Origin of the sequence: Leifsonia sp. C5G2 (assembly GCF_013359685.1) — a bacterium.
Lineage (GTDB): Bacteria > Actinomycetota > Actinomycetes > Actinomycetales > Microbacteriaceae > Leifsonia.
Genome location: NZ_JABFMV010000001.1, coordinates 290,689 through 311,205 on the forward strand (window position 1 = coordinate 290,689; position 20,517 = coordinate 311,205).

Here is a 20,517-nt window from a genome sequence, read left to right on the forward strand (position 1 = left end):
TCAGGGCTCAGCGCAGCGCCAGCGGCGTCTCCTCCGTCACGCGCGTCAGCTTGTTCGGGTTCCGCACGATGTACATGCCGGTGATGAGGCCGTCCTGGACGCGCGCCGCCAGCACGCCGTCGAACTCCCCGTCGACGTAGAGCGCGAGGGCCGGGTTCCCGTTGAGCACCGTCGGCTCGCTCGTCAGCACGGCGCCGGTCTTGCGCAGCCCACCGGCGATGAAGCGGGTGATCTTGTCGGCGCCCGCGATCGGGCGGAGCGCCGCCTGCTTCACGCCGCCGCCGTCGCTGATGAGCACGACATCGGGGGCCAGCACCGCCAGCATCGCCTGGGTGTCGCCGGTCTCGACCGCGCGGCGGAAGGCGTCGAGCACGGCGCGCGCCTCCTCCGCCGAGACGGACACCCGCGGACGGCGCGCCTCGACGTGGGCGCGCGCCCGGTGGGCGATCTGCCGCACCGCGGCCGGTGTCTTGTCCAGGGTCGCCGCGATCTCCGCGAACTCGAAACCGAACACGTCGTGCAGCACGAAGACGGCCCGCTCGGTCGGGCCGAGCGTCTCCAGCACCACCATGAGCGCCATCGAGACGCTCTCGGCCAGCTCCACGTCCTCCGCGACGTCCGGAGTCGTCAGCAGCGGCTCGGGCAGCCAGGGGCCGACGTACGACTCACGGCGGTGCTGCGCGCTGCGCAGGCGGTTCAGCGCCAGGCGGGTGGCGATCCGGACCAGGTAGGCGCGCGGCTCCCGCACCTCGTCCCCATCCACCTTCACCCACCGCAGCCAGGTCTCCTGGAGCACGTCCTCCGCGTCGGCCGCCGAGCCGAGCATCTCGTACGCCACCGTGAACAGCAGATTGCGATGCGCGACGAACTCCGCGGTCGCCGAATCCGTCCCGTCACCGCTCATGGCCTCGCCGCTCCCCCGCTCGCCGGCGCCGTCGTCCGCACCGCGGCGCCGCTGCTAGCGAGCATACGGGCACGGCCCCGGTCGCCGAAGGCCGCCGGGAGCCGGGTCGCTCCGGGGTGGCGCGCCTCCAGCACGAGCTGCTGGACGGTGCCCCAGCAGACGAGCTCCTTGACGGACGCGCCCGCGCGCCCGGAGATGCGGGCGCCGGTCGGGCGGTCGTCCCTGTGCTCGAACTGGAACACGCCGTGCCGCCGGCCCAGGCTCAGGCAGAGGCCGACGAAGCCCATGGCGAACGGCTGCGGCTGCTCGCCGTGGATGCGGCGGAGCACCGTGTCTGCCGCGTGACCGCCCAGCGGACCGGCTGCCTGGCAGCTCATCCGCAGCGGGACGCCCGACGGGGACGCCGCATCGCCGGCCGCGAGGATGCGCTCGTCGTCGACGCTGGTCAGCGTCTCGTCGGTGAGCAGGCGACCGTGCGCGTCCGTGCTGAGGCCGCTCGCGCGCGCCAGCTCCGGGACGAGGAAGCCGGCCGTCCACACCACGATCCCGCCGATCGTCCGGCCGTCGGCGAGCGCCGCACCGTCGACGGTCACCGCGGCGACCCGCGAGCCCGGGCCGTCCAGCACCTCCACCCCGAGCGCGGCGAGCCGCCGGGCGACGCCGCGGCGCGTCCGCTCGTGCAGCGTCGGCCCGAGCGGACCGCCGCAGGCCAGCACCACCGGGCGGCCCCGCTCCGCGAGCTCGGCCGCCAGTTCGATCCCGGCCGGGCCTCCGCCCGCCACGACCACAGGAGCCTGCGGCCCGGCCGCCGCGAGCGCGTCGCGCAGCGCCCCCGCGTCGCGCAGGTCGGCGATCGCATGGGCGGACCCGCCGCCGGGGACATCGGCGAGGGCGCGTCCGCTCCCCGCCGCATAGATGAGGTAGTCGTAGGAGAGCGCAGCACCGGACGCGAGCAGCACCCGGCGGTCCGCCGCGTCGATGCGCTGCACCGCGTCCACCCGCAGACCGACGGCGGGAGCGAGCACCCGGCCGAAGTCGACGACCGCGTCGTCGGTGCCGGCGACCAGCTGGTGCAGCCGGATGCGCTCCACGAAGACGTCGCGCGCGTTCACCAGGGTCACGCTCACGGTGTCGTCGGAGGTCAGCCGGTTGGCCGCCGTCACTCCGGCGTAGCCGCCGCCGATCACGACCACGCGGGTCTGCTGCTTCATGGGGGTCCCCTTCCGTCGACGAACGCTGTCGACCGTGAGACACCGCAGCCCCGGGATGTGTGACATCGGCGCACACGGCGAATGCATAGCTTCGCCATAGCGCCCCGAAAACGGCGGTCCTTAACCTCGCGCAAGAACCACATCCGCCCCCACAGTTTGGAAGCCAATGTTCGGCACCTACCTGCGCCGCGAGCTGTTCAACCGCCGCAAGCAGACGATCATCATCGCCATCGGCATGGCGCTCGCGATCGCCCTCGTCATCATCGTCAACGCCGTCTCGGCGGGCGTGAAGCAGGCGCAGGAGAGCGTCCTGCAGTCCGTCTACGGCGTCGGGACGGACATCACGGTCAGCCAGCCGGCGACCGCTCAGGGCGCGAACGCGCTGCAGGGGGCCGGCGGCGGACCGCGCTTCGACTTCGGCGCGAACGCCGGCACCGACACGGGGACGGCGCGCCAGGTGAACACGTCGCGGCTGGAGGCCACCCGCGGCTCGACGACGATGGACGCGTCCACGCTCTCCACCGTCCAGAAGGTGCAGAACGTGTCGGCCGCGGCCGCGGTGCTGTCGCTGACGAACACCAGCTTCAGCGGCACGCTGCCGAACTTCCAGCAGCTCCGGCAGGAGCGCCAGAACGGCCAGGCCGCCTCCCCGACCGCCCCGCCGACCGGCGGCTCCGACGGCGCGGGCGGGAGCTCGTTCACGGTCGACTCGTTCTCGGTGCTCGGCCTCGACCCGGCGGGCAAGTCTGTCGGTCCGCTCGCCTCCGTGACGCTCACGGGTGGCCGCAGCTTCACCGCGGCCGACACGGGCAAGGACGTCGTGGTGCTGGACGCGAGCTACGCGAAGACCGCGAGCAAGGCGGTCGGCGACACGGTCACCATCGGCGGGACCTCGTTCTCGGTGATCGGCATCGTCGCGGCGACCGGCTCCGACTCGACCACCGCTGCGAACGCGTACATCCCGCTGGACGTCGCGCAGACCCTGTCCGGCGAGACCGGCAAGATCTCCTCCGTCTACGTCAAGGCCGCGTCGTCCGGCGACATCGACCAGCTCAAGACGGACCTGACGAAGGCCGTCTCCGGTGCGACGGTCAGCACCCAGGCCGACCTCGCGTCCACCGTCTCCGGCTCGCTCGGCAGCGCCGGCGAGCTGATCGGGAACCTCGGCACCTGGCTGTCGGTCATCGTGCTGGCGGCGGCGTTCCTGATCGCCATCCTGTTCACCATCTCCGGTGTCACCCGGCGCACCCGCGAGTTCGGCACGCTCAAGGCGATCGGCTGGTCCAACGGCCGCATCGTCGGGCAGGTGGCCGGCGAGTCGGTGGTGCAGGGCGTCATCGGCGGCGTGATCGGCGTCGCCGTCGGGCTCCTCGGGGTGCTCGTCGTCAACCTGGTCGCGCCGACCCTGACCGGCAGCATCAGCCACGGCTTCGGCACGAACGCCGCCGGTCGGTTCGGGGGAGGTGCCGGCGCGTCCGGCACCGCGACGAACGCCCCGGGCGCCGGAGGCTTCGCCGGCGGCGGGGCGTTCGGCGCCGCCCGTGAGGCGGCCACCACCTCCGCGAACATCGCGCTGCACGCCCCCGTGACGCTCTGGATCATCGTCGGGGCGGTCGCTCTCGCGGTGCTCGGCGGCCTGCTCGCCGGTGCGATCGGCGGCTGGCGGGCTTCCCGCCTGCGTCCGGCCGCCGCCCTCCGCTCGGTCGCCTGAGCCTCCCCCGCGCATCCCGAACCCAAGGAGTCAACCGTGTACACCCTCACCGATGTGACCAAGAAGTACAGCCAGTCGAAGCGCCAGGTCGTCGCGCTCAACGACGTGAGCCTCAAGATCCCGGACGGCCAGCTGGTCGCCATCCAGGGCCCCACCGGCGGCGGCAAGTCGACGCTGCTGCAGATGCTGGGCGCGCTCGACCGGCCGACGTCCGGCTCCGTCGAGCTGGGCGCGGACAGCCTGTCGAAGCAGCGGGACTCGCGGCTCGCGAAGATCCGCGCGAAGGAGATCGGCTTCGTCTTCCAGGGCTTCAACCTCATTCCGACGCTCACCGCCCAGGAGAACGTCGAGACCGCCCTCGCTCCCCTGCACGTCAGCGCCGCCGAGCGGAAGCGCCGTGCCGCGGAGGCTCTCGCCTCCGTCGGTCTCGCCGACCGCGGCAACCATCTGCCGTCCGAGCTCTCCGGCGGCCAGCAGCAGCGCGTGGCCATCGCCAGGGCACTGGTGAAGGACCCGGAGGTGCTGCTGGCCGACGAGCCCACCGGCAACCTCGATGAGGAGACCCGCGACGAGATCATGGACCTGCTGGAAGGCCTGTGGCGCGACCGCGGCCTCACCGTCGTCATCGTCACCCACGACACCGCCGTGGCCCGCCGCGCCCAGCGCCGGCTGCACATCAAGCACGGGCAGGTCAGCGAGGTCGCCTGACCTTCCGACCCGCCCGCGCTGACGGCGCCCGCCCCCGCGACACCGGGCGCGGGCGCCGTCAGTGCGTCAGGCCGGAGGCGTGAGCGTGACGCCGCGGTGCGCGAAGAACCGCTCGAACGTCGGGAGATCGAGCTCGGCGTTCTCCGCGGTGCCCGGCACGCCCGACGGGTTGTGCAGCATGATGCGGTCTCCGTCGAAGCGGTGCACGAGCACGAGGTGGCCGCCGCGACGGGCGTTCGGCCGCTCGGGGTAGCGGATCTCCGGCGAGACGGAGGCCAGCGCGACGCCGCCGGAGCGGACGTGCTCGAGCAGGCCCTCGGCCTCCACGAGCGGGTGGACCGTGCCCTCGATCCCGAAGTCCTCGCCGATCCACTCCACGAACGGCCGGTAGAACAGGCCGCCGACCGCATCGCCGTCGCGGGTCAGGGCGCCGTGCAGTTGCGCCCGGCGGACCAGCTCGAACATGGCGATCCGTCCGTGCTCCGGAGACCAGGCGCGGAGCACCGAGCGCAGCGAGGCCAGACCGCAGACGTGGTGCGACCAGAAGAGGTACTCCTCCACCGAGGGATACCCGTCGGTGGACCAGTCGAAGAACCGGGACGGGTCGGCTCCCTCCTCGATGAGCGGCCGGTTGCAGGCGATGTCGCCCCACTGGGACTCGTACGGATAGACGACCGCCGGAGACACCCGCCCGCTCACCGGACCGGCACCACGACCATCCCGAGCGCCTCGGCCAGCACCACGGCCTGGCGCTCGTCGATGACGGTCCCCCGCAGCGTCACGTCGGAGAGGTCGACGCCGGTCAGGTCGCTCCCGGCGATCGTGGCCGCACTCAGATCGGCGCGGTCGAGCGCCACTGCGCTCAGGTCGCAGCCCTCGAAGGTCGCCTCCTGTGCGCGCACCTGCGACAGGTCGGCTTCCCGGAACCGCACGCCCGTGAATGTCGCGCCGCGCAGCTCCGCCCGGGACAGGCCGGTGAACGACCAGTTGCCGCCCTCCACCTTCAACAGCGCGAACTCGCAGGCCTGGAACGTGCTGCCCGTGAGCTTGCACCGCCGGAAGGTGGAGTCGAAGAAGTTGCACGACTCGAACCGGCAGTTCACGAAGGCGGAGTCGGTGTGCTCGCTGACGTTGAACCGGACCTTGCGGAAGACGCACTCGGTGAACGTCGCCCCCGAGCTCCGTAGCTCTGTCATGTCGACGTCGTCGAACACCACCCCGGTGTACTCGACGCCGTCGAGATCGCGGCCGTACCAGTCCTCGCCTTTGATGGCGTCCGGGATGCTCGTCACCCGGCGAGCCTAGCGCCGACCGCAGACAGCGGGGTGCCTGCGGGGGTAGCATCCCGGTCGTGACGACTCTCCAAGGACGGACCGGGACGGCTCTGCTGGTGATCGACGTGCAGAACGGGGTGATCGGGGGCGCCCACCGGCGCGACGACGTGGTCGAACGCATCGGCGGCCTCGTCGAGCGGGCACGCGCCGAGGGCGTGCCTGTCGTGTGGATCCAGCACTCCGACGAGCAGCTGGCAGAGGGCTCGGAGGAGTGGGAGTACGTTCCCGAGCTCAGCCGGGACGACGCCGAGCCGCTCGTCCCGAAGCACTACGCCGACGCGTTCGAGGAGACGACGCTGGAGGATGTGCTCGCGGCGGTGGGCACCGGGCGCATCGTGGTCACCGGGTCGCAGACGGACGAGTGCATCCGTTCGACCATCCACGGCGGTCTCGTGCGCGGCTACGACGTCACCCTGGTCGGCGACGCGCACACCACGGAGGACCTCTCGGACTGGGGTGCACCGACTCCCGACCTCGTCATCGCGCACACCAACCTCTACTGGTCGAACCACCGGGCGCCCGGACGCACGGCGGAGGTCGTGGACGCGGCCGACGTGCGGTTCTGAGGTCGCCTCCGCCGCAGAACTGAGCGATCGAACGGCCGAATCTCCTTCCTGGCCGCCTTACGTCGGAGATCCGCCGACCAGACGACCGAATCTCCGACGGAGGCGGCCGCGTGCCATACGCTCGAAGCATGGCCCACGACCTCGCGAACGTCCTCGGCGACGTCGGGCCGCTGCTGTTCTACCTCGCGGTCTGGGGGCTGGTCTTCGCCGGCACCGCGCTCTTCGTCGGGGTGTTCATCCCGTTCATCACCGGCGACTCGCTGCTGTTCGCCGCGGGGCTTCTGACGGGGACGCATCCCGAGCTCTCCATCTGGGTGCTCGCGATCGGCGTCGGCATCGCGGCGGTGCTCGGCGATCAGGTCGGGTTCTGGCTCGGGCGACGGTTCGGGCGTCCGTACCTCACCCGCCGCGGCGGCCGCTGGGTGCAGGCGGGCGTGCGCCGGGCCGAACGGTTCTACGAGCTGTTCGGCTGGTGGTCCGTCGTCATCAGCCGCTACATCCCGTGGGGCCGCGTGTTCATCCCGCCGATCGCCGGGATCAGCGCCATGCGCTACTGGCGCTTCCTCACCGCGAACATCGTCGGCGCCCTCAGCTGGGGCGTGCTCATCACGGTCATCGGCTACTTCGCCGCGGTCAACCCGAGTGTGCGGCCCGTCGCCTACATCGTCGCCGGGGTCGTCATCGCCGCGTCGATCGTCGCGGGCATCCGCGCCTGGGTGCTCGACCGGCGCTCGCGTCGGCGCGAGGGTGCTTGACATGGCGTGACTGCGGCGTTTCGGAACGACGGCGGCTGCTCGCGCAGGCGCTGTCGTTCCGAAACGCCGCAGTCGCGCTCAGTCCTGGTTGCTGAAGGCGGCGTCGAAGGATGCGGTCGGCTGCTTCCAGAGCAGCGAACGGATGTAGCCGACGGCCTCCTTCGCGCCGTGCAGGCGGTCCATCCCGGCGTCCTCCCACTCGATCGAGATCGGACCGGTGTAGCCGATGGACTCGAGCGCGCGGAAGGCGTCCTCCCACGGCACGTCGCCGTGGCCGGTGGAGACGAAGTCCCACCCGCGGCGCGGGTCGCCCCACGGCAGGTGCGAGCCGAGCACGCCGGCGCGGCCGTTCTTCGGGCGCAGGCGCGTGTCCTTGCAGTCCACGTGGTAGATGCGGTCCTGGAAGTCGACGATGAAACCGACCGGGTCGATGTCCTGCCACATCATGTGCGACGGGTCCCAGTTGAAGCCGAACGCCTCGCGGTGGTCGATCGCCTCCAGGGTGCGGACGCTGGTCCAGTAGTCGTACGCGATCTCCGACGGGTGCACCTCGTGCGCGAACCGCACGCCCTCGCCGTCGAAGACGTCGAGGATCGGGTTCCACCGGTCGGCGAAGTCCTGGTAGCCGCGCTCGAAGACCTCGGCCGGCACCGGCGGGAACTGTGCGACGTACGGCCAGATGCTGGAGCCGGTGAAGCCGACGACCGTGTCGACGCCGAGACTGCGGGCGACCTTCGCCGTGAGCTTGAGCTCCTCGGCCGCGCGCTGCCGCACGCCCTCCGGGTCGCCGTCGCCCCAGACCTTCGAGCCGACGATCGCCTGGTGACGGAAGTCGATGGGGTCGTCGCAGACCGCCTGCCCCTTCAGGTGGTTGGAGATCGCCCAGACCTTGAGGCCGTAGCGGTCGAGGATGTCGAGGCGGCCCTGCAGGTAGGCGTCGTCCTCGGCAGCGCGCCAGACGTCGAGGTGCTCGCCGGAGCACGCGATCTCAAGACCGTCGTAGCCCCACTCGCTCGCGTACTTCGCCACCTCCTCCAGCGTGAGGTCGGCCCACTGGCCGGTGAAGAGGGTGACCGGGTGCGTGCGACCCGACTCGGCGGCGACGTCAGTCATTCGTTCGTTCCCATCTCGATCCAGGTGCCCGACTCGGCCGAGTCGATCACCGCGTCCGTGACCCGCACGGCCCGCAGGCCGTCGGTGAAGCGCGGGAGGCCGTCGGGCGTCTCGCCCGCGACCGCCGCGTAGGTGTCGGCGACGAACGCGTTGAACGCGTCCTGGTAGCCCTGCGGGTGACCCGACGGCACGACGCAGAGCCGTGCGGCGTCCTCGCTGAGCTGATCGGCATCGCGCGGGATGACGAGGCTGCCCTTCCTGCGCCCGACCCACAGCGTCTCGGGCTGTTCCTGGTCGAACGCGACGCTCTCGGAGCTGCCCGCGATCTCGAGCCACAGCCGGTTCTTCCGCCCGGGGGCGACCTGCGACACCAGCAGGGTGCCGAGCGCGCCGGCACAGGTCTCGACGACCACTGCGACCGCGTCCTCCGTCGTGATGCCGGAGTGCGCCGCGCGCTCCGCGAACACGGTCCGCTTGGTGGCGGAGACGCGACTCACGCGGTCGCCGCTGACGAACTCCACCAGGTCGACCAGGTGCGAGCCGATGTCGGCGAAAGCACGCGAACGGCCGCCCTGGGCGGAGTCGACGCGCCAGTTGTCGTCGTCGGAGCCGAGCAGCCAGTCCTGCAGGTACGAGGCGTTGATGCTGAGCACGCGGCCGGCCTGCCCGGAGGCGAACCGGGAGCGGGCCTCGCGGACCAGAGGATGGAACCGGTACACGAACGGGACCGTCGCGGTGCGGCCCTCCGCCGCGGCGACGAGCCGCTCGGCGTCGGCCACGGTCGTCGCGAGCGGCTTCTCGCAGACGACGTCCTTGCCCGCGCCCAGCACCGCGGCCGCCTGATCGGCGTGCAGCGCGTTGGGCGTCGTGACGTGGACGACGTCGACCTGGTCGTCGGCGAGCAGCTCGTCGAGCGACGTGTAGGCCCGCGCCGCGCCGAGGCGATCCGCCGCGGCGACCGAGCGTTCGGGCGTCGACGAGACGATGCCCGCGAGCTCGGCCCTCGCTGCGCGGATCGCCCGCGAGTGCACCTCGGCCATGAAGCCGCCGCCGACGATCGCGACGCGCAGGCGTGCGCCCGCGGCGCTCTCGTCGCGGCGGGTCAGGCCGCCGGTCTGCGCCGCGCCCTGCGCGGCCGGGCTCCGGTCACTGCCGTCCGTCATCGCGGCCGCCTACGCCAGGGTCTCCGCGCGCGGATCCCAGTCCTCCGGCAGCGCCGGGGCGACCTGGACCGTGCTCTGCACGTCGACCGGCGTGCGGGACTCGCCCGCCTCGATGGTCGAGACCATGATGTCGAGCACGTGGTAGGCCTGCTCGCCGGAGGCGCGCTCGGGCACACCGGCACGGATCGCGCGTGCGAGCTCGACGACGCCGATGCCGCGGCCGGCCGAGGTCCCGGTCGACGGGAGCGTCTCGATCCCGTCGCCGCCGTGGACGAGCAGCTCGCCCTCGAAGGTGTTCGGGTCGGGCACGACGAGCGTGCCGTCGGCGCCCGCGACCTCGAACTGCGTGCGGCCGAGCTTCGAGTCGAAGCTGAACACCGCCTGCGCCGTCTGGCCGCTCTCGAACTCGTACAGGGCGCTCACGTGGGTCGGCACCGTCACGGCGAACTCCTCGCCGGCGCGCGGCCCCGAGCCGATGATGCGGGTCTCGCGCGCTTTCGAGGCGCTCGCGCTCACGCGGGCGACCGGGCCGAAGAGCTGCACCAGGGCGGTCAGGTAGTACGGGCCGATGTCGAACAGCGGGCCGGCGCCCTCCTGGAACAGGAAGTCGGGGTTGGGGTGCCACGACTCCGGCCCCGGGCTCTGCATGAGCGTCAGCGCGGTGAGCGGAACGCCGATGTCGCCGTTCTCGATCAGCCGGCGCGCCGACTGGATGCCCGCGCCGAGGAAGGTGTCCGGCGCGGTCGCGACGCGGAGACCCTTGGCGTGCGCCGCCTCGAGCAGCTCCGTGCCGCTGGCCCGGTCGAGGGCGAACGGCTTCTCGCTCCACACGTTCTTGCCCGCGGCGAGCACCTGCAGCGCCACCTCGACGTGCACCTTCGGGATGGTCAGGTTGACGACGATCTCGATCGCGTCGTCGGCGAGCAGCTCCTCCACCGTTCCGGAGCCCGCAACGCCGTACTTCTCGGCCTGCGCCTTGGCCCGCTCGAGGTCGATGTCGGCGACGAAGCGCACATCGAGGTCGGGGAACGAGGTGAGGTTCTCGAGGTACTGGTTGCTGATCACTCCGGCCCCGATGACGCCGACGCCCACGCGGCCGGCGGTCATGCGAGGCCCTTGGAGTTGAGGAAGGCGAAGCTGTCGGCGACGGCCTGGAACCGGTCGCCGCGCGAGTCGTCGAGCTCGATGACGCGCAGGGCGTCCGGCGCGGCCGCGATGATCTGCTCGACCGGGAGCGAGCCCTGACCCACCGCCACTTGGTCCTTGGTCTCGTGGGTGCCGGGGCCGTCCTTGATGTGCAGCGCGACGACGCGGTCGCCCAGCTTCGGGAGGTACGCGACCGGGTCGACGCCCCCGACGGCCACCCAGTACGTGTCGACCTCGAGCACGACCTCCGGCGCCAGCTTGCCTGCGAAGAACTCGAGCGCGGTGACGCCCTCGATCGTGCTGGAGATCTCGTGGTCGTGGTTGTGGTACCCGACGCGGATGCCGTGGCGCGCGGCGACCTCGGCCGCTGCGTTGAGCTGCTCGGCGGTCTGCGCGACGCCGGCGGCGCTCTGCCACTTATCCGGGGCCACGAACGGGTCGATGACCGTCTCGATGCCCAGCTCCTTCGCGGCGCCGAACACCTCGTCGAGATCGCCGCCGATGAAGCCCTGGTGAGTGGTGGGGGCCGAGAGACCGGCCTCCGAGAGGCCCTGGCGGAGGGCGTCGCCGAAGCTGAGGAACGCGAACGGCTCGACCTGCGTGAATCCGATCTCGGCGATCCGCTTCAGGGTTCCGGCCGTGTCCTCCGTCAGGAGCTCACGGACCGTGTACAGCTGCACGGAGACTTTTGACGTCGACACTGTTCTCCTCGTCGAGTTCGTTCATGGGGGTCGGCCGGTCGGCCTTGCTCCATTCAATCCGGACTTCTGCCGGATGTCAAACAAAAGTCGACCATTGCGTGCATAACTTTGGGCCGAAGGCCGACACTGTGGTTCAATGTCGCTATGACCGACAGCGCGCGAGACTCGGTGCTCGTCGCCGCAGACGCCGCGGAGCTGCTGGCGATCCTGCGCGACGGCGTCCCGCGCACCCGCGCGCAGCTCGCCGAACTGACCGGCCTGGCGCGCTCCACCATCGCTGCGCGCATCGACATCCTCACCGGGGCCGGACTCGTCATCCCCGCGGGCGACGACGTCTCCTCCGGCGGCCGCCCTCCCGCGCGCATCCGGTTCAACCCCGATTCGCGAGTGATCGTCGCGATCGACCTCGGCGCGACCCACGGCGTCGTCGCGCTGGCCGACCTGGCCGGCAACATCACGGCGAGCGAGTCGCGCAGGCTCGACATCGCCGAGGGCCCCCTGCGCGTGCTCGACTGGGCACTGGAGGCGGCGAGCGAGCTCTACATCGCCTCCGGCCGCCAGCCGGAGGAGCTGATCGGCGTCGGCGTCGGCGTCCCCGGCCCGGTCGAGCACTCGACGGGGCTCCCGGTGAACCCGCCGATCATGCCCGGCTGGGACCGGTTCGACATCCCCGCGTACATCCGCCGCGTGTTCGATGTGCCGGTGCTCGTCGACAACGACGTGAACCTGCTCGCTCTCGGCGAGCAGGCGCTGATGTGGCCGGACGAGACCGACCTCCTGTTCGTGAAGGTGGCGACCGGCGTCGGCGCGGGCATCATCGCGGGCGGGCGGCTGCAGCGCGGCGCCCTCGGCTCCGCCGGAGACCTCGGTCACGTCCGCGTCCCGTTCGGCACGGACACGCCGAGCCACGGGGAGCAGGACGCCGACCTCGAGTCGCTGGTCAGCGGGCCGGCGATCGCCCGGGCGCTCCGCGAGGCCGGCTTCGCCGCGGAGACGAGCGACGACGTCGTCGAGCTCGCCCGCAGCGGCAACCCGGTCGTGCAGGAGGCCATCCGCCAGGCCGGCCGCGACCTCGGCGCCGTCGTCGCGACGTGCGTCAACCTCCTGAACCCGTCGATGATCGTCGTCGGCGGCAGCCTCTCCCGCGTCGGCGAGCAGCTCCTCGCCGGGATGCGCGAGGTCGTCTACCAGCGGTCCACCCCGCTGGCGACGCAGCACCTGACCATCACCCAGTCCCGCTCCGGCGAGACCGGCGGCGCCATGGGCGCGGCCATCATGGTCATCCAGCGCGCCCTCGATCCGAACATCGGCATCCCGCGCACCCTGTTCCGCTGACCCCCGCGGCGGACTCCCCCCACCGACCACCATGACCATGCTCGAATCGATTCGAACCCCCTGAAAGGAGTGCCGTGAGCACGCACAGCGAATCCCTCGGCCGTCCCCTCCGCGCCGGAGTGATCGGCCTCGGCTGGGCCGGCCAGCAGCACATGGCCGCCTACGACGCGCTCCCCGGCGTCGAGCTCGTCGCCATCGCGGGCATGGAGGACGGCCCGCGCGCCGAACTCGGAGAGCAGTACGGCCTGACGCGACTGCACCGCGACTGGAAGGACCTCGTCGCCGAGGGCGACCTCGACCTGGTGAGCGTCGCGGTCCCCACCTTCCTGCACGCCCCCATCGCCGTCGGCGCTCTCGAGGCCGGCCTCCACGTGCTCAGCGAGAAGCCGATCGCCCGCACCGCGGCCGAGGCGCAGACCATGGTGGACGCCGCCCACCGCGCCGGCCGCGTGCTGGAGGTCGCCTTCAACCACCGGCGCCGCGGCGACATCGAAGCGCTCAAGGCTGCGATCGACGGCGGGCAGATCGGCCGGCCGTACCACGCACGGGCCATCTGGCTGCGCCGGGCGGGCATCCCCGCGCTCGGCAGCTGGTTCACCAACCGCGAGATGGCGGGCGGCGGCCCGCTGATAGACATCGGCGTCCACGTGCTCGACTACGCGCTGCACCTCTTCGGCGAGCCCCGCGTCCAGGCGGTGTCGGCCGTCACGCACGCGGAGCTCGGCAACCGCGGCCGCGGAGGGTCGACCGGTTCGGTCAAGCAGAACGTCGACTCCGCCTACGAGGTGGAAGACCTGGCGAGCCTGCTGCTCCGCCTCGAAGGCGGCGGCTCCATCGTCATCGAGACCAGCTGGGCGGCGTACCGCCCGGCCGGCGACGAATTCGGCATCACCCTCTATGGCACCGAGGGCGGCGCCGACCTGCGCGTCGTCGACTACGCGCCCTCCGGCGAGCTGACCATCTTCACCGGAGAGGGCGAGCAGAGCGAGGACATCACCGTGACCGCCGACCCGGGACGCGGCCACCTGGCGGTGGTCGAGACCTTCCTCGAGCACGTCGCCGACCCGGCGAACTGGTCGAACTGGGACGGCTCGCTCGCCCTCGACCGCGCACGCGTCATCGACGCCGCCTACGAGTCGGCCCGCATCGGCGCCGAGGTGCGCCTCTCCCCCGCCACCAACGCGGACGGCGCCACCGCCGCCACCACCGAAGGAGCATGACCATGGCACTGCGCGTCACCGTCTGGAACGAGGGCGTCCACGAAGCGACCCAGCCCGAGATCGCCGCGATCTACCCGCACGGAATCCACGGCGCCATCGCCGAGGGCCTCGGCGAGCTGCTCGGCGACGAGGTCGAGGTGCGCACCGCGACCCTCGACGACCCGGAGCACGGCCTGAGCGAGCAGGCGCTCGACGAGACCGACGTCCTGCTCTGGTGGGGCCACATCGCGCACGACCGCGTCTCCGACGAGGTCGTCGAGCGGGTGCGGCAGCACGTGCTCGGCGGGATGGGGCTCATCGTGCTGCACTCCGGGCACTTCTCGAAGATCTTCATCCGGATGCTCGGCACCACCTGTTCGCTGCGCTGGCGCAACCCGCAGGGCGGCGAGCGCGAGCTGGTCTGGAACGTGAACCCGACCCATCCGATCGCGGAGGGCGTCGAGCAGCCGATCGTGATCGAGGCGCAGGAGATGTACGGGGAGTTCTTCGACATCCCGACGCCCGACGACCTGGTCTTCATTAGCTCGTTCACCGGCGGCGAGGTGTTCCGATCGGGCGTGACGTTCACGCGCGGCCGCGGCAAGATCTTCTACTTCAGCCCGGGCGACCAGGAGTACCCCGTGTACTTCCATCCGCAGGTGCGGCGCGTGCTCGCCAACGGGGTCCGGTGGGCCGCGCCGGTCGCCGGCGCACGCCGGGCGCCCGAGGTGTCGAACCCGCAGCCGGTCTGACCCGCGGACCGGACGGAGGCGAGACCATGACCGACGACCTGTCGACACTGCCCGAGCCGCGGCATCCCGACCCCGCCGACGCGCCACCGCTGCGGTGGGGCGTGCTCGGCCCCGGCGCGATCGCCGCGGACTTCACCGACGCGCTGCACCGGCACACCCGCCAGCGGGTCGTCGCCGCGGGGTCGCGTTCCGCCGAGCGCGCCGCGGCCTTCGCTGCGGCGCACGGGGTGGAGCGGTCGCACGGCTCGTACGAGGCGCTGGTCGCCGACCCGGAGGTCGCCGTGGTCTACGTCGCCACCCCGCACAGCGAGCACCTCGAGCACGCGCTGCTCGCGATCGCGGCCGGCAAGCACATCCTGATCGAGAAGCCGATGGCGGTCACCGCCGAGCAGGCCGGGCGGATCGTGGCGGCGGCACGCGAGGCAGGGGTGTTCGCGATGGAGGCGATGTGGACGCGGTACCTGCCGCAGACCGACATCGTCCGCCAGCTGCTCGACCGCGGCGCGCTGGGAGACCTCCGCGTCGTGACGGCCGACTTCGGCGGCCGCGCGGCGTTCGACCCGGCGAGCCGGCTGTGGGATCCTGCGCTGGCGGGCGGGGCGCTGCTCGACCTCGGCGTCTACACCGTCTCCTGGGCCTCGTTCGCGCTCGGCGCGCCGGCCGGGATCGTCGCGACCGGGACCCTCGCCTCCACGGGTGTGGACGAGCAGGCGGCCCTCGTGCTGTCCTCCGCCTCCGGCGCCCAGGCGCTGCTGAGCACGTCCCTGCTGGCCGCGACCCCGTCGCTCGCCACGATCTGCGGCAGCGAGGGGCGGGTGGAGACGGACAGCCCGTTCTGGGGCCCGAGCGGCATCCGCGTCTTCCGCGCGGACGGGACGCTCGCCGCGCACTGGCGCGACCCGTACGGCCGCCCGCACCGCGACGGCATGGCGTACGAGGCCGCGGCGCTGGCGCGCTTCATCGCGGAAGGCCGCACGGAGTCGCCGCTCCACCCGCTGTCGGAGGCCGTGGACACCCTCGCGACGATCGACGAGGCGCGGAGGCAACTCGGCGCGACGCGCGTGGAGTGACAGCCGGCGCCGGTCCGACGCGGCAGAATGGACAGGTGCTCGACTCCGCTCCCTACCGCACCGCCGACCTGTACCGGCCGGCCGTGCTCGCGGACCTGAGCCCCGCCCGTCCCGCGCCGGTGCCCGTCGTGCCCGCCGTCCCCGGGGAGTCCGGCCACCTCGCGCGCGTCGTGGCGAGCTCCAGCGATCGTGCCGGCTGGCTGCGGGCCCGCAGCCGGGGTATCACGGCGACCGACGTCGCCAAGCTCTCGACGCCGCGGTCGGTCCGGGCGGCCGCGTACGACAAGCTGCACGGCACCGGGTTCAGCGGCAACGTCTTCACCCAGCACGGTCGCTCGCGCGAACCGGAGATCGCCGCCTGGGTCGCGGCGACCCACGGCATCGAGCCCTCCGACCTGCTCTTCCACGCGGAGCGGGACCGCCGCCACCTGGCGACGCCGGACGGCCTCATCCTCCGCACCGGCGGTCGCATCGAGCTGGCCGAGATCAAGACGACGAACAAGCCGTTCCGGAGCATCCCCCGCCACTACCTCCGCCAGATCTGGTGGCAGCAGTACGTGCTCGGCGCGGAGCGCACCCTGTTCGTCTGGGAGCAGCACGACGGCTTCGTCCCGCTGCGCGACGAGCCGGAGTGCCGCTGGGTGGACCGCGACGAGGCCGAGATCGCGAAGCTCGTCGCCCTCGCGGCCGACCTGATCGATCTGCTCCGTCAGGCGACGTCGAGCGCCGCGCCGGCCTCGGGCTCCGCCGCCGCCGCGTCCGCTCCCTCCACCACCGTCGCCGAGCCGAGCGGGACGCGCGCGAGGGCGACCGCGTAGACCGCGATCCACGCGATCGCGACCGTCGTGCCGATCAGCTCCAGCCACGCCCCCACGTCCGAGCCGACCCGCACGATCGCGAGCAGCCCGCCCACGATCGTGATGACCGCGACCGCCCCGCAGCTGAGCCGCGACAGCAGCGAGAGCCGCGGCAGCCGACGGCTGAACCCGACCTGCAGCATCGCGTAGCACGCCGCCGCGAACCCGACGACGGCGGACACCGTGTGCACCAGATCCTGGACCGTCGACTTCGGGTCGACCAGCGGGACCGGGCAGTACGCCGTGCACGTCACCTGCGACGCCAGCACGAAGCAGAGCGCGGCGAACCCCAGGGTCGCCGCCGGCGTCCACCGGGCGAGCAGCGGCGCCGACGAGCGGACATGGCCGCTCGCGACCGCGATCGCGAACCCGCCCACCGCGATCAGCAGCAGGGCGAGGGCGAAGGGCCCCGCCGTCGGGGCGCCCTGCGCGCCGAGCTCGCTCACGTAGACCGGGTACGGAACGGTCAGGCGGGCCGCCCAGATGATCGTGAGGCCGCCGAGCACGCACAGCGTCCCGATCCCGAGCAGCACCGGCACCGCCCGCTGCCAGCCGCGCGCGAGCAGCGGAACCGCGAAGGGGTCGCGGGCGACCCGCAGCAGTCGTCGCACCTGTCGCTCCTCGGGTCGGCCGTCGTCTCCGGAGCCGGCGGCCGGCGCCGCCCCGGGTCGCAGCATCCTAACCGGCCTGCCGCTGGGAACGACCTGGGGGTATCCGAAACAGACTGTTCACATGTGGTGACCCGACGGTAACACCCCCGAAGCACGGGCAGGCTTGACTGGCACGCAGGACTTGGATCCGACGAGGGGAAAGCGAATGCCGAAGACGATGCGCGCCGCGCTCCTGGACGCCCCCGGCGGGCCCGACGCCCTCCGCATCGGCGAGACCGCCTACCCGGACAAGGTGAACGCGGAGTTCCTGGTCAAGGTGGTCGCGTCCAGCGTGAATCCGATCGACGCCAAGACGCGGGCCGGGCGCGGGGTGTTCGGCGCCATCCACTCGTTCCCCGCCGTGCTCGGGCACGACTTCAGCGGCGTCGTGGTGGAGTCGCCCTACAGCGCCCACCCGATCCGCCCGGGCGACGAGGTGTTCGGGATGGTGGTGGTCCCGCGTTTCGGCGGGAGCTACGCCGAGTATGTCTCCGTGCCGGCGCTGAGCGTCGTGCGGAAGCCGTCGACGCTGTCCCACATCGAGGCGGCCGCCGTTCCCGTCGCCGCGCTCACGGCGTGGGGCATGGTGGTGGAAGTCGCGAAGGCGCACGAGGGTCAGCGGATGCTCATCCACGCCGGGAGCGGCGGGGTCGGCCACTTCGCGGTGCAGTTCGCGTCGTACTTCGGCGCGCACGTGATCGCCACCGCGTCCGGCGGCAAGGCGTCGTGGCTGCGCTCCCTCGGCGCGGCCGAGGTGATCGACTACACGACGACGCGGTTCGAGGACGTCGTGCACGACGCCGACGTGGTGATCGATCTGGTGGGCAACGTCCACGACGACACGGGGACGCGGTCGCTTCAGGCGCTGCGGCCAGGGGGTCTCATCGTGAACGCCCCGACCGGCAGCTGGCCGACCTTCGCCGAGGAGACGGCGGCCGCCGGCGTCCGCGGCACCGACTACAAGGTCGCACCCGACGGCAACGCCCTCGCGGTGATCGCACGGCTGCTGGAGGCCGGGAACGTGCGCGCGCACGTCGACCAGATCTTCGCCCTGGAGCAGATCGCCGACGCGCACCGCGCCGTCGAGGGCGGCCACACGCGCGGCAAGGTGGTCGTGAAGGTCGCGGAGGGCTAGAGCGCCCGCTCCATCACGCCTTGTTCCACAGGGCGAGCTCATGCCAGTCCTCGGGAAACCCCATCGTGTTCTCGAGCGTCATGCCGCCGACGTTGCCCAGTTTCTTCGCCTGTGTTCGAAGCGCCGACCATGCCCACGTGCTCGACGGATTCAGGGCCCTCTCGAGGTAGGCCGTCAATGCAATCAGAAGGTAGATCTTCTGCCTCTGATCGTTGTCCAACTCATTGAGATGGTGCAGGTCCGCGGGCGCTACCTGAATCGAGTACTTGGGGGGAACGTCGACGGTGGAGCGGTTCCAGATCCGGTTGCTGTGCGCGCAGTGATTACGCAAGATGTTCAAGGCCCGCAGCCAACGAAGTAGCGTGTCGGATCCGTTCCCTCCGAGGCCCAATTCGTCAGCGATCTTCTTACGATCGCGCTTATCCATCAATGAATAGAGACGTATCAGGCAACCGAAATCCATGAACCCGGTGGCCGCCCAGATCGGAATCTCGCCACCATAGTGGAGGATATGGTGCTTGACGTACTCCTCGTCCTTGGCATCCTGGCGCAGTTTCTCGTAGCGGCGCACCCACGCTTCGTGTGCCGATTCGCCGTCAACATTGACTCTCGAGCAGGCAGCCGAATCTAGGCAATCAACCCGTAGGTGCCCGTCTCCGGCGCGTTTACGTAGCAGGTAGCCGACCTTGGTCGCGAACCCGACCTCGATCTCCTGTAGAGCTGGCAGCAGTACTGCTCGAAGTTTTCGATCGAACTCGTGGAGCCGTAGCGCGTCATCAAAGTCGGCACCATCACGAAACTCATCCGCACGGGTGCGCCCGGCGTTGCGATCGGAGTCCGTGGGAGGCTTTCTGAATGGATACGTGTAGGCAGAAAGCCGGTAGTAGCCGATGCGTTTGAGTGCCGCTATAGCTTCTGGACGACTCGCGGTCGATAGACCACGACCCACCATTCGCGCTAGCTGGGCCTCGTAGGACAGATGACCCTTCACGCTACCCACCGTGGCGACAAAGAAAACCAGCCCATGTCATCTCGGTGACTCGAAAGTCGGTGAGCGACAGCGGGGCTGGTATTTATGGCCCTAGCTTAACCGTTCGGCGTGCACGCGTGCAACGACTTCCCGGGGAGTTTTGAGCTTTCCCGGCGTGTCGGCGCGGGTTTGTTCCGAGTCGGGACGGATGGGTGGTTCTAGAGCGCCCGCTCCATCACGAAGTCGTCCTCGTAGCGGTCGCCGACCAGGAAGCGCTTGACGCCGACGCGCTCGAAGCCGTTCTTGCCGTAGAAGCGCTGGGCGCGGCCGTTCTCCTGGTTGACACCGAGCCAGATCCCGTCGGCGCCCGCCTGCTCCGCCAGCCGGAGGCTCTCGGCCATGAGCCGGCCGGCGACGCCCTCTCCGTGGTGGCCGGGCAGCACGTAGCACTTGCTCAGCTCGGCTGTGGGGCGGATGCGGAGGCTGGCGCGCACGTCCTCGTCGCCCGGTTCGCCCAGGACGACCATGGTGTAGCCGATCGCGACGCCGTCCCCGTCCTCCGCGATGAGCAGCCGGCGCCGATCGTCGGCGAGGTACTCGGCGAAGCGCTCCTCCGACAGGACGGACGCGATGAACGCGGCCTTCGCCTCCTCGGTCGTGTGCGGCGGGCACGCGAGCGGGAACGTCACGGCGGCGACGGCGGCCAAGGCGGCCTCGTCGCCGGCGGCGGCGGGACGGATGGTGACGGTCACGCCCTCAGCCTACCGAGCGCCGCGCGTCATGAATCGGGTGGCACGGGCGTCTCTGAGGAGAGACAAGGCATGAGTTCCACCGCAGGAGAGGCGCGCACAGCAGTGACTGAGAGAGACGATTCTTCGTACCTTCCCGACCCTCAGCAGGGCGCGACGATCGCGCCGGGAGCCGTCGCGACGTCCCGGGCGCGTTCTGGCAGCAATCGCCGCGCGTGGCTGCTGCTGGTGCTCTGCGCCCTGCTCGGCGTGGCTCTGACCACGGTCACCCACTCCCTGGGCGTGATGCTGACCACGGCCTGGTTCTCGAACGCCGTCATCGTCCTCACCCTTCTCGTCAGTGCGCTGCTCATGCTGACGGGACGATTCCGCGCCTGGGTGCCCATCGTCGGAATGGTGTTGGCCGTCGTCGCCTGGACGGCGCCCTTCTTCATCGTCATGCTGCTGCTCCGATAGCCCGCACAGCGGACCGGCCGCCTCCCGCGAGG

At 71.4% G+C, this 20,517-nt stretch carries 22 protein-coding genes; 11 read left to right on the plus strand and 11 right to left on the minus strand.

The window, feature by feature from the left end; genetic code table 11:
• Nucleotides 1-7: 7 nt before the first annotated feature.
• Nucleotides 8-904, minus strand: coding sequence for an RNA polymerase sigma-70 factor (locus HNO83_RS01345; protein WP_175335694.1), 897 nt, complete (start codon nt 902-904; stop codon nt 8-10).
• The gene (locus tag HNO83_RS01350; protein ID WP_175335695.1) at nt 901-2,115 is read right to left on the minus strand and encodes an NAD(P)/FAD-dependent oxidoreductase; all 1,215 of its coding nucleotides are present in this window, start codon (nt 2,113-2,115) and stop codon (nt 901-903) included. The genes HNO83_RS01345 and HNO83_RS01350 overlap by 4 nt, the downstream gene beginning before the upstream one ends.
• A gap of 166 nt (nt 2,116-2,281) precedes the next feature.
• Here HNO83_RS01350 and HNO83_RS01355 point away from each other — a divergent pair, with 166 nt between their 5' ends.
• Entirely contained in the window at nt 2,282-3,826 is a 1,545-nt protein-coding gene (locus HNO83_RS01355) for an ABC transporter permease (RefSeq protein ID WP_175335696.1), read from the plus strand.
• 36 nt (nt 3,827-3,862) lie between these two features.
• The gene (locus HNO83_RS01360; RefSeq protein WP_175335697.1) at nt 3,863-4,534 is read left to right on the plus strand and encodes an ABC transporter ATP-binding protein; all 672 of its coding nucleotides are present in this window, start codon (nt 3,863-3,865) and stop codon (nt 4,532-4,534) included.
• Between the two features lie 66 nt (nt 4,535-4,600).
• Here the strand turns inward: HNO83_RS01360 and HNO83_RS01365 are convergent, their stop codons facing one another.
• Both HNO83_RS01365 and HNO83_RS01370 read right to left on the minus strand, forming a co-directional pair.
• Nucleotides 4,601-5,221, minus strand: a complete 621-nt coding sequence (locus HNO83_RS01365) for a hypothetical protein (protein ID WP_175335698.1) — start codon at nt 5,219-5,221, stop codon at nt 4,601-4,603.
• A gap of 8 nt (nt 5,222-5,229) precedes the next feature.
• Nucleotides 5,230-5,826, minus strand: coding sequence for a pentapeptide repeat-containing protein (locus tag HNO83_RS01370; RefSeq protein ID WP_349627046.1), 597 nt, complete (start codon nt 5,824-5,826; stop codon nt 5,230-5,232).
• A gap of 59 nt (nt 5,827-5,885) precedes the next feature.
• On the opposite strand from HNO83_RS01370, the gene HNO83_RS01375 reads away from it, so the two are divergent.
• Nucleotides 5,886-6,434 carry an isochorismatase family protein gene (locus HNO83_RS01375; RefSeq protein WP_175335699.1) on the plus strand — a complete coding sequence of 183 codons (549 nt, stop codon included), beginning with the start codon at nt 5,886-5,888 and terminating at the stop codon, nt 6,432-6,434.
• 128 nt (nt 6,435-6,562) lie between these two features.
• On the plus strand, nt 6,563-7,189 hold the full coding sequence (locus HNO83_RS01380) for a DedA family protein (RefSeq protein WP_175335700.1): 627 nt from the start codon (nt 6,563-6,565) through the stop codon (nt 7,187-7,189).
• A 78-nt stretch (nt 7,190-7,267) separates the two neighbouring features.
• Here HNO83_RS01380 and HNO83_RS01385 read toward each other — a convergent pair whose 3' ends face one another.
• The 4 genes from HNO83_RS01385 to HNO83_RS01400 are packed head-to-tail and all read right to left on the minus strand — an operon-like array spanning nt 7,268 to nt 11,291.
• Nucleotides 7,268-8,302, minus strand: coding sequence for a sugar phosphate isomerase/epimerase family protein (locus tag HNO83_RS01385; protein WP_175335701.1), 1,035 nt, complete (start codon nt 8,300-8,302; stop codon nt 7,268-7,270).
• Nucleotides 8,299-9,465, minus strand: coding sequence for a Gfo/Idh/MocA family protein (locus HNO83_RS01390; protein ID WP_175335702.1), 1,167 nt, complete (start codon nt 9,463-9,465; stop codon nt 8,299-8,301). The genes HNO83_RS01385 and HNO83_RS01390 overlap by 4 nt, the downstream gene beginning before the upstream one ends.
• 9 nt (nt 9,466-9,474) lie before the next feature.
• Nucleotides 9,475-10,572: a Gfo/Idh/MocA family protein gene (locus tag HNO83_RS01395; RefSeq protein WP_175335703.1), complete on the minus strand. Its 1,098-nt coding sequence runs from the start codon at nt 10,570-10,572 to the stop codon at nt 9,475-9,477.
• Nucleotides 10,569-11,291 (minus strand): sugar phosphate isomerase/epimerase family protein, encoded by a 723-nt coding sequence (locus HNO83_RS01400; protein ID WP_175335987.1) that lies wholly within the window; start codon nt 11,289-11,291, stop codon nt 10,569-10,571. Before HNO83_RS01400 ends, HNO83_RS01395 begins: the two co-directional genes overlap by 4 nt.
• Before the next feature lie 165 nt (nt 11,292-11,456).
• On the opposite strand from HNO83_RS01400, the gene HNO83_RS01405 reads away from it, so the two are divergent.
• From HNO83_RS01405 to HNO83_RS01425, 5 genes are all read left to right on the plus strand, one after another.
• Complete coding sequence (locus HNO83_RS01405; RefSeq protein WP_175335704.1) at nt 11,457-12,647, plus strand: ROK family transcriptional regulator; 1,191 nt, start codon at nt 11,457-11,459, stop codon at nt 12,645-12,647.
• A 74-nt stretch (nt 12,648-12,721) separates the two neighbouring features.
• The gene (locus tag HNO83_RS01410) at nt 12,722-13,867 is read left to right on the plus strand and encodes a Gfo/Idh/MocA family protein (RefSeq protein ID WP_175335705.1); all 1,146 of its coding nucleotides are present in this window, start codon (nt 12,722-12,724) and stop codon (nt 13,865-13,867) included.
• Nucleotides 13,864-14,598 carry a ThuA domain-containing protein gene (locus HNO83_RS01415; protein WP_175335706.1) on the plus strand — a complete coding sequence of 245 codons (735 nt, stop codon included), beginning with the start codon at nt 13,864-13,866 and terminating at the stop codon, nt 14,596-14,598. The genes HNO83_RS01410 and HNO83_RS01415 overlap by 4 nt, the downstream gene beginning before the upstream one ends.
• A gap of 26 nt (nt 14,599-14,624) precedes the next feature.
• The gene (locus HNO83_RS01420; protein WP_175335707.1) at nt 14,625-15,668 is read left to right on the plus strand and encodes a Gfo/Idh/MocA family protein; all 1,044 of its coding nucleotides are present in this window, start codon (nt 14,625-14,627) and stop codon (nt 15,666-15,668) included.
• 35 nt (nt 15,669-15,703) lie between these two features.
• Nucleotides 15,704-16,486: a YqaJ viral recombinase family protein gene (locus tag HNO83_RS01425; RefSeq protein WP_502708416.1), complete on the plus strand. Its 783-nt coding sequence runs from the start codon at nt 15,704-15,706 to the stop codon at nt 16,484-16,486.
• On the opposite strand, the gene HNO83_RS01430 is transcribed toward HNO83_RS01425, so the two are convergent.
• Nucleotides 16,378-17,136, minus strand: coding sequence for a DUF998 domain-containing protein (locus tag HNO83_RS01430; RefSeq protein WP_175335709.1), 759 nt, complete (start codon nt 17,134-17,136; stop codon nt 16,378-16,380). The two genes, HNO83_RS01425 and HNO83_RS01430, sit on opposite strands and share 109 nt — an antisense overlap.
• 205 nt (nt 17,137-17,341) lie before the next feature.
• Between HNO83_RS01430 and HNO83_RS01435 the strand changes: the two genes are divergently transcribed.
• Nucleotides 17,342-18,310: an NADP-dependent oxidoreductase gene (locus HNO83_RS01435; protein ID WP_175335710.1), complete on the plus strand. Its 969-nt coding sequence runs from the start codon at nt 17,342-17,344 to the stop codon at nt 18,308-18,310.
• 13 nt (nt 18,311-18,323) lie between these two features.
• Here the strand turns inward: HNO83_RS01435 and HNO83_RS01440 are convergent, their stop codons facing one another.
• Both HNO83_RS01440 and HNO83_RS01445 read right to left on the minus strand, forming a co-directional pair.
• Complete coding sequence (locus HNO83_RS01440; protein ID WP_175335711.1) at nt 18,324-19,301, minus strand: Abi family protein; 978 nt, start codon at nt 19,299-19,301, stop codon at nt 18,324-18,326.
• 197 nt (nt 19,302-19,498) lie between these two features.
• Nucleotides 19,499-20,032 (minus strand): GNAT family N-acetyltransferase, encoded by a 534-nt coding sequence (locus HNO83_RS01445; protein ID WP_175335712.1) that lies wholly within the window; start codon nt 20,030-20,032, stop codon nt 19,499-19,501.
• Nucleotides 20,033-20,134: 102 nt separating this feature from the next.
• Here HNO83_RS01445 and HNO83_RS01450 point away from each other — a divergent pair, with 102 nt between their 5' ends.
• Complete coding sequence (locus tag HNO83_RS01450) at nt 20,135-20,485, plus strand: hypothetical protein (RefSeq protein WP_175335713.1); 351 nt, start codon at nt 20,135-20,137, stop codon at nt 20,483-20,485.
• Nucleotides 20,486-20,517: the final 32 nt, after the last annotated feature.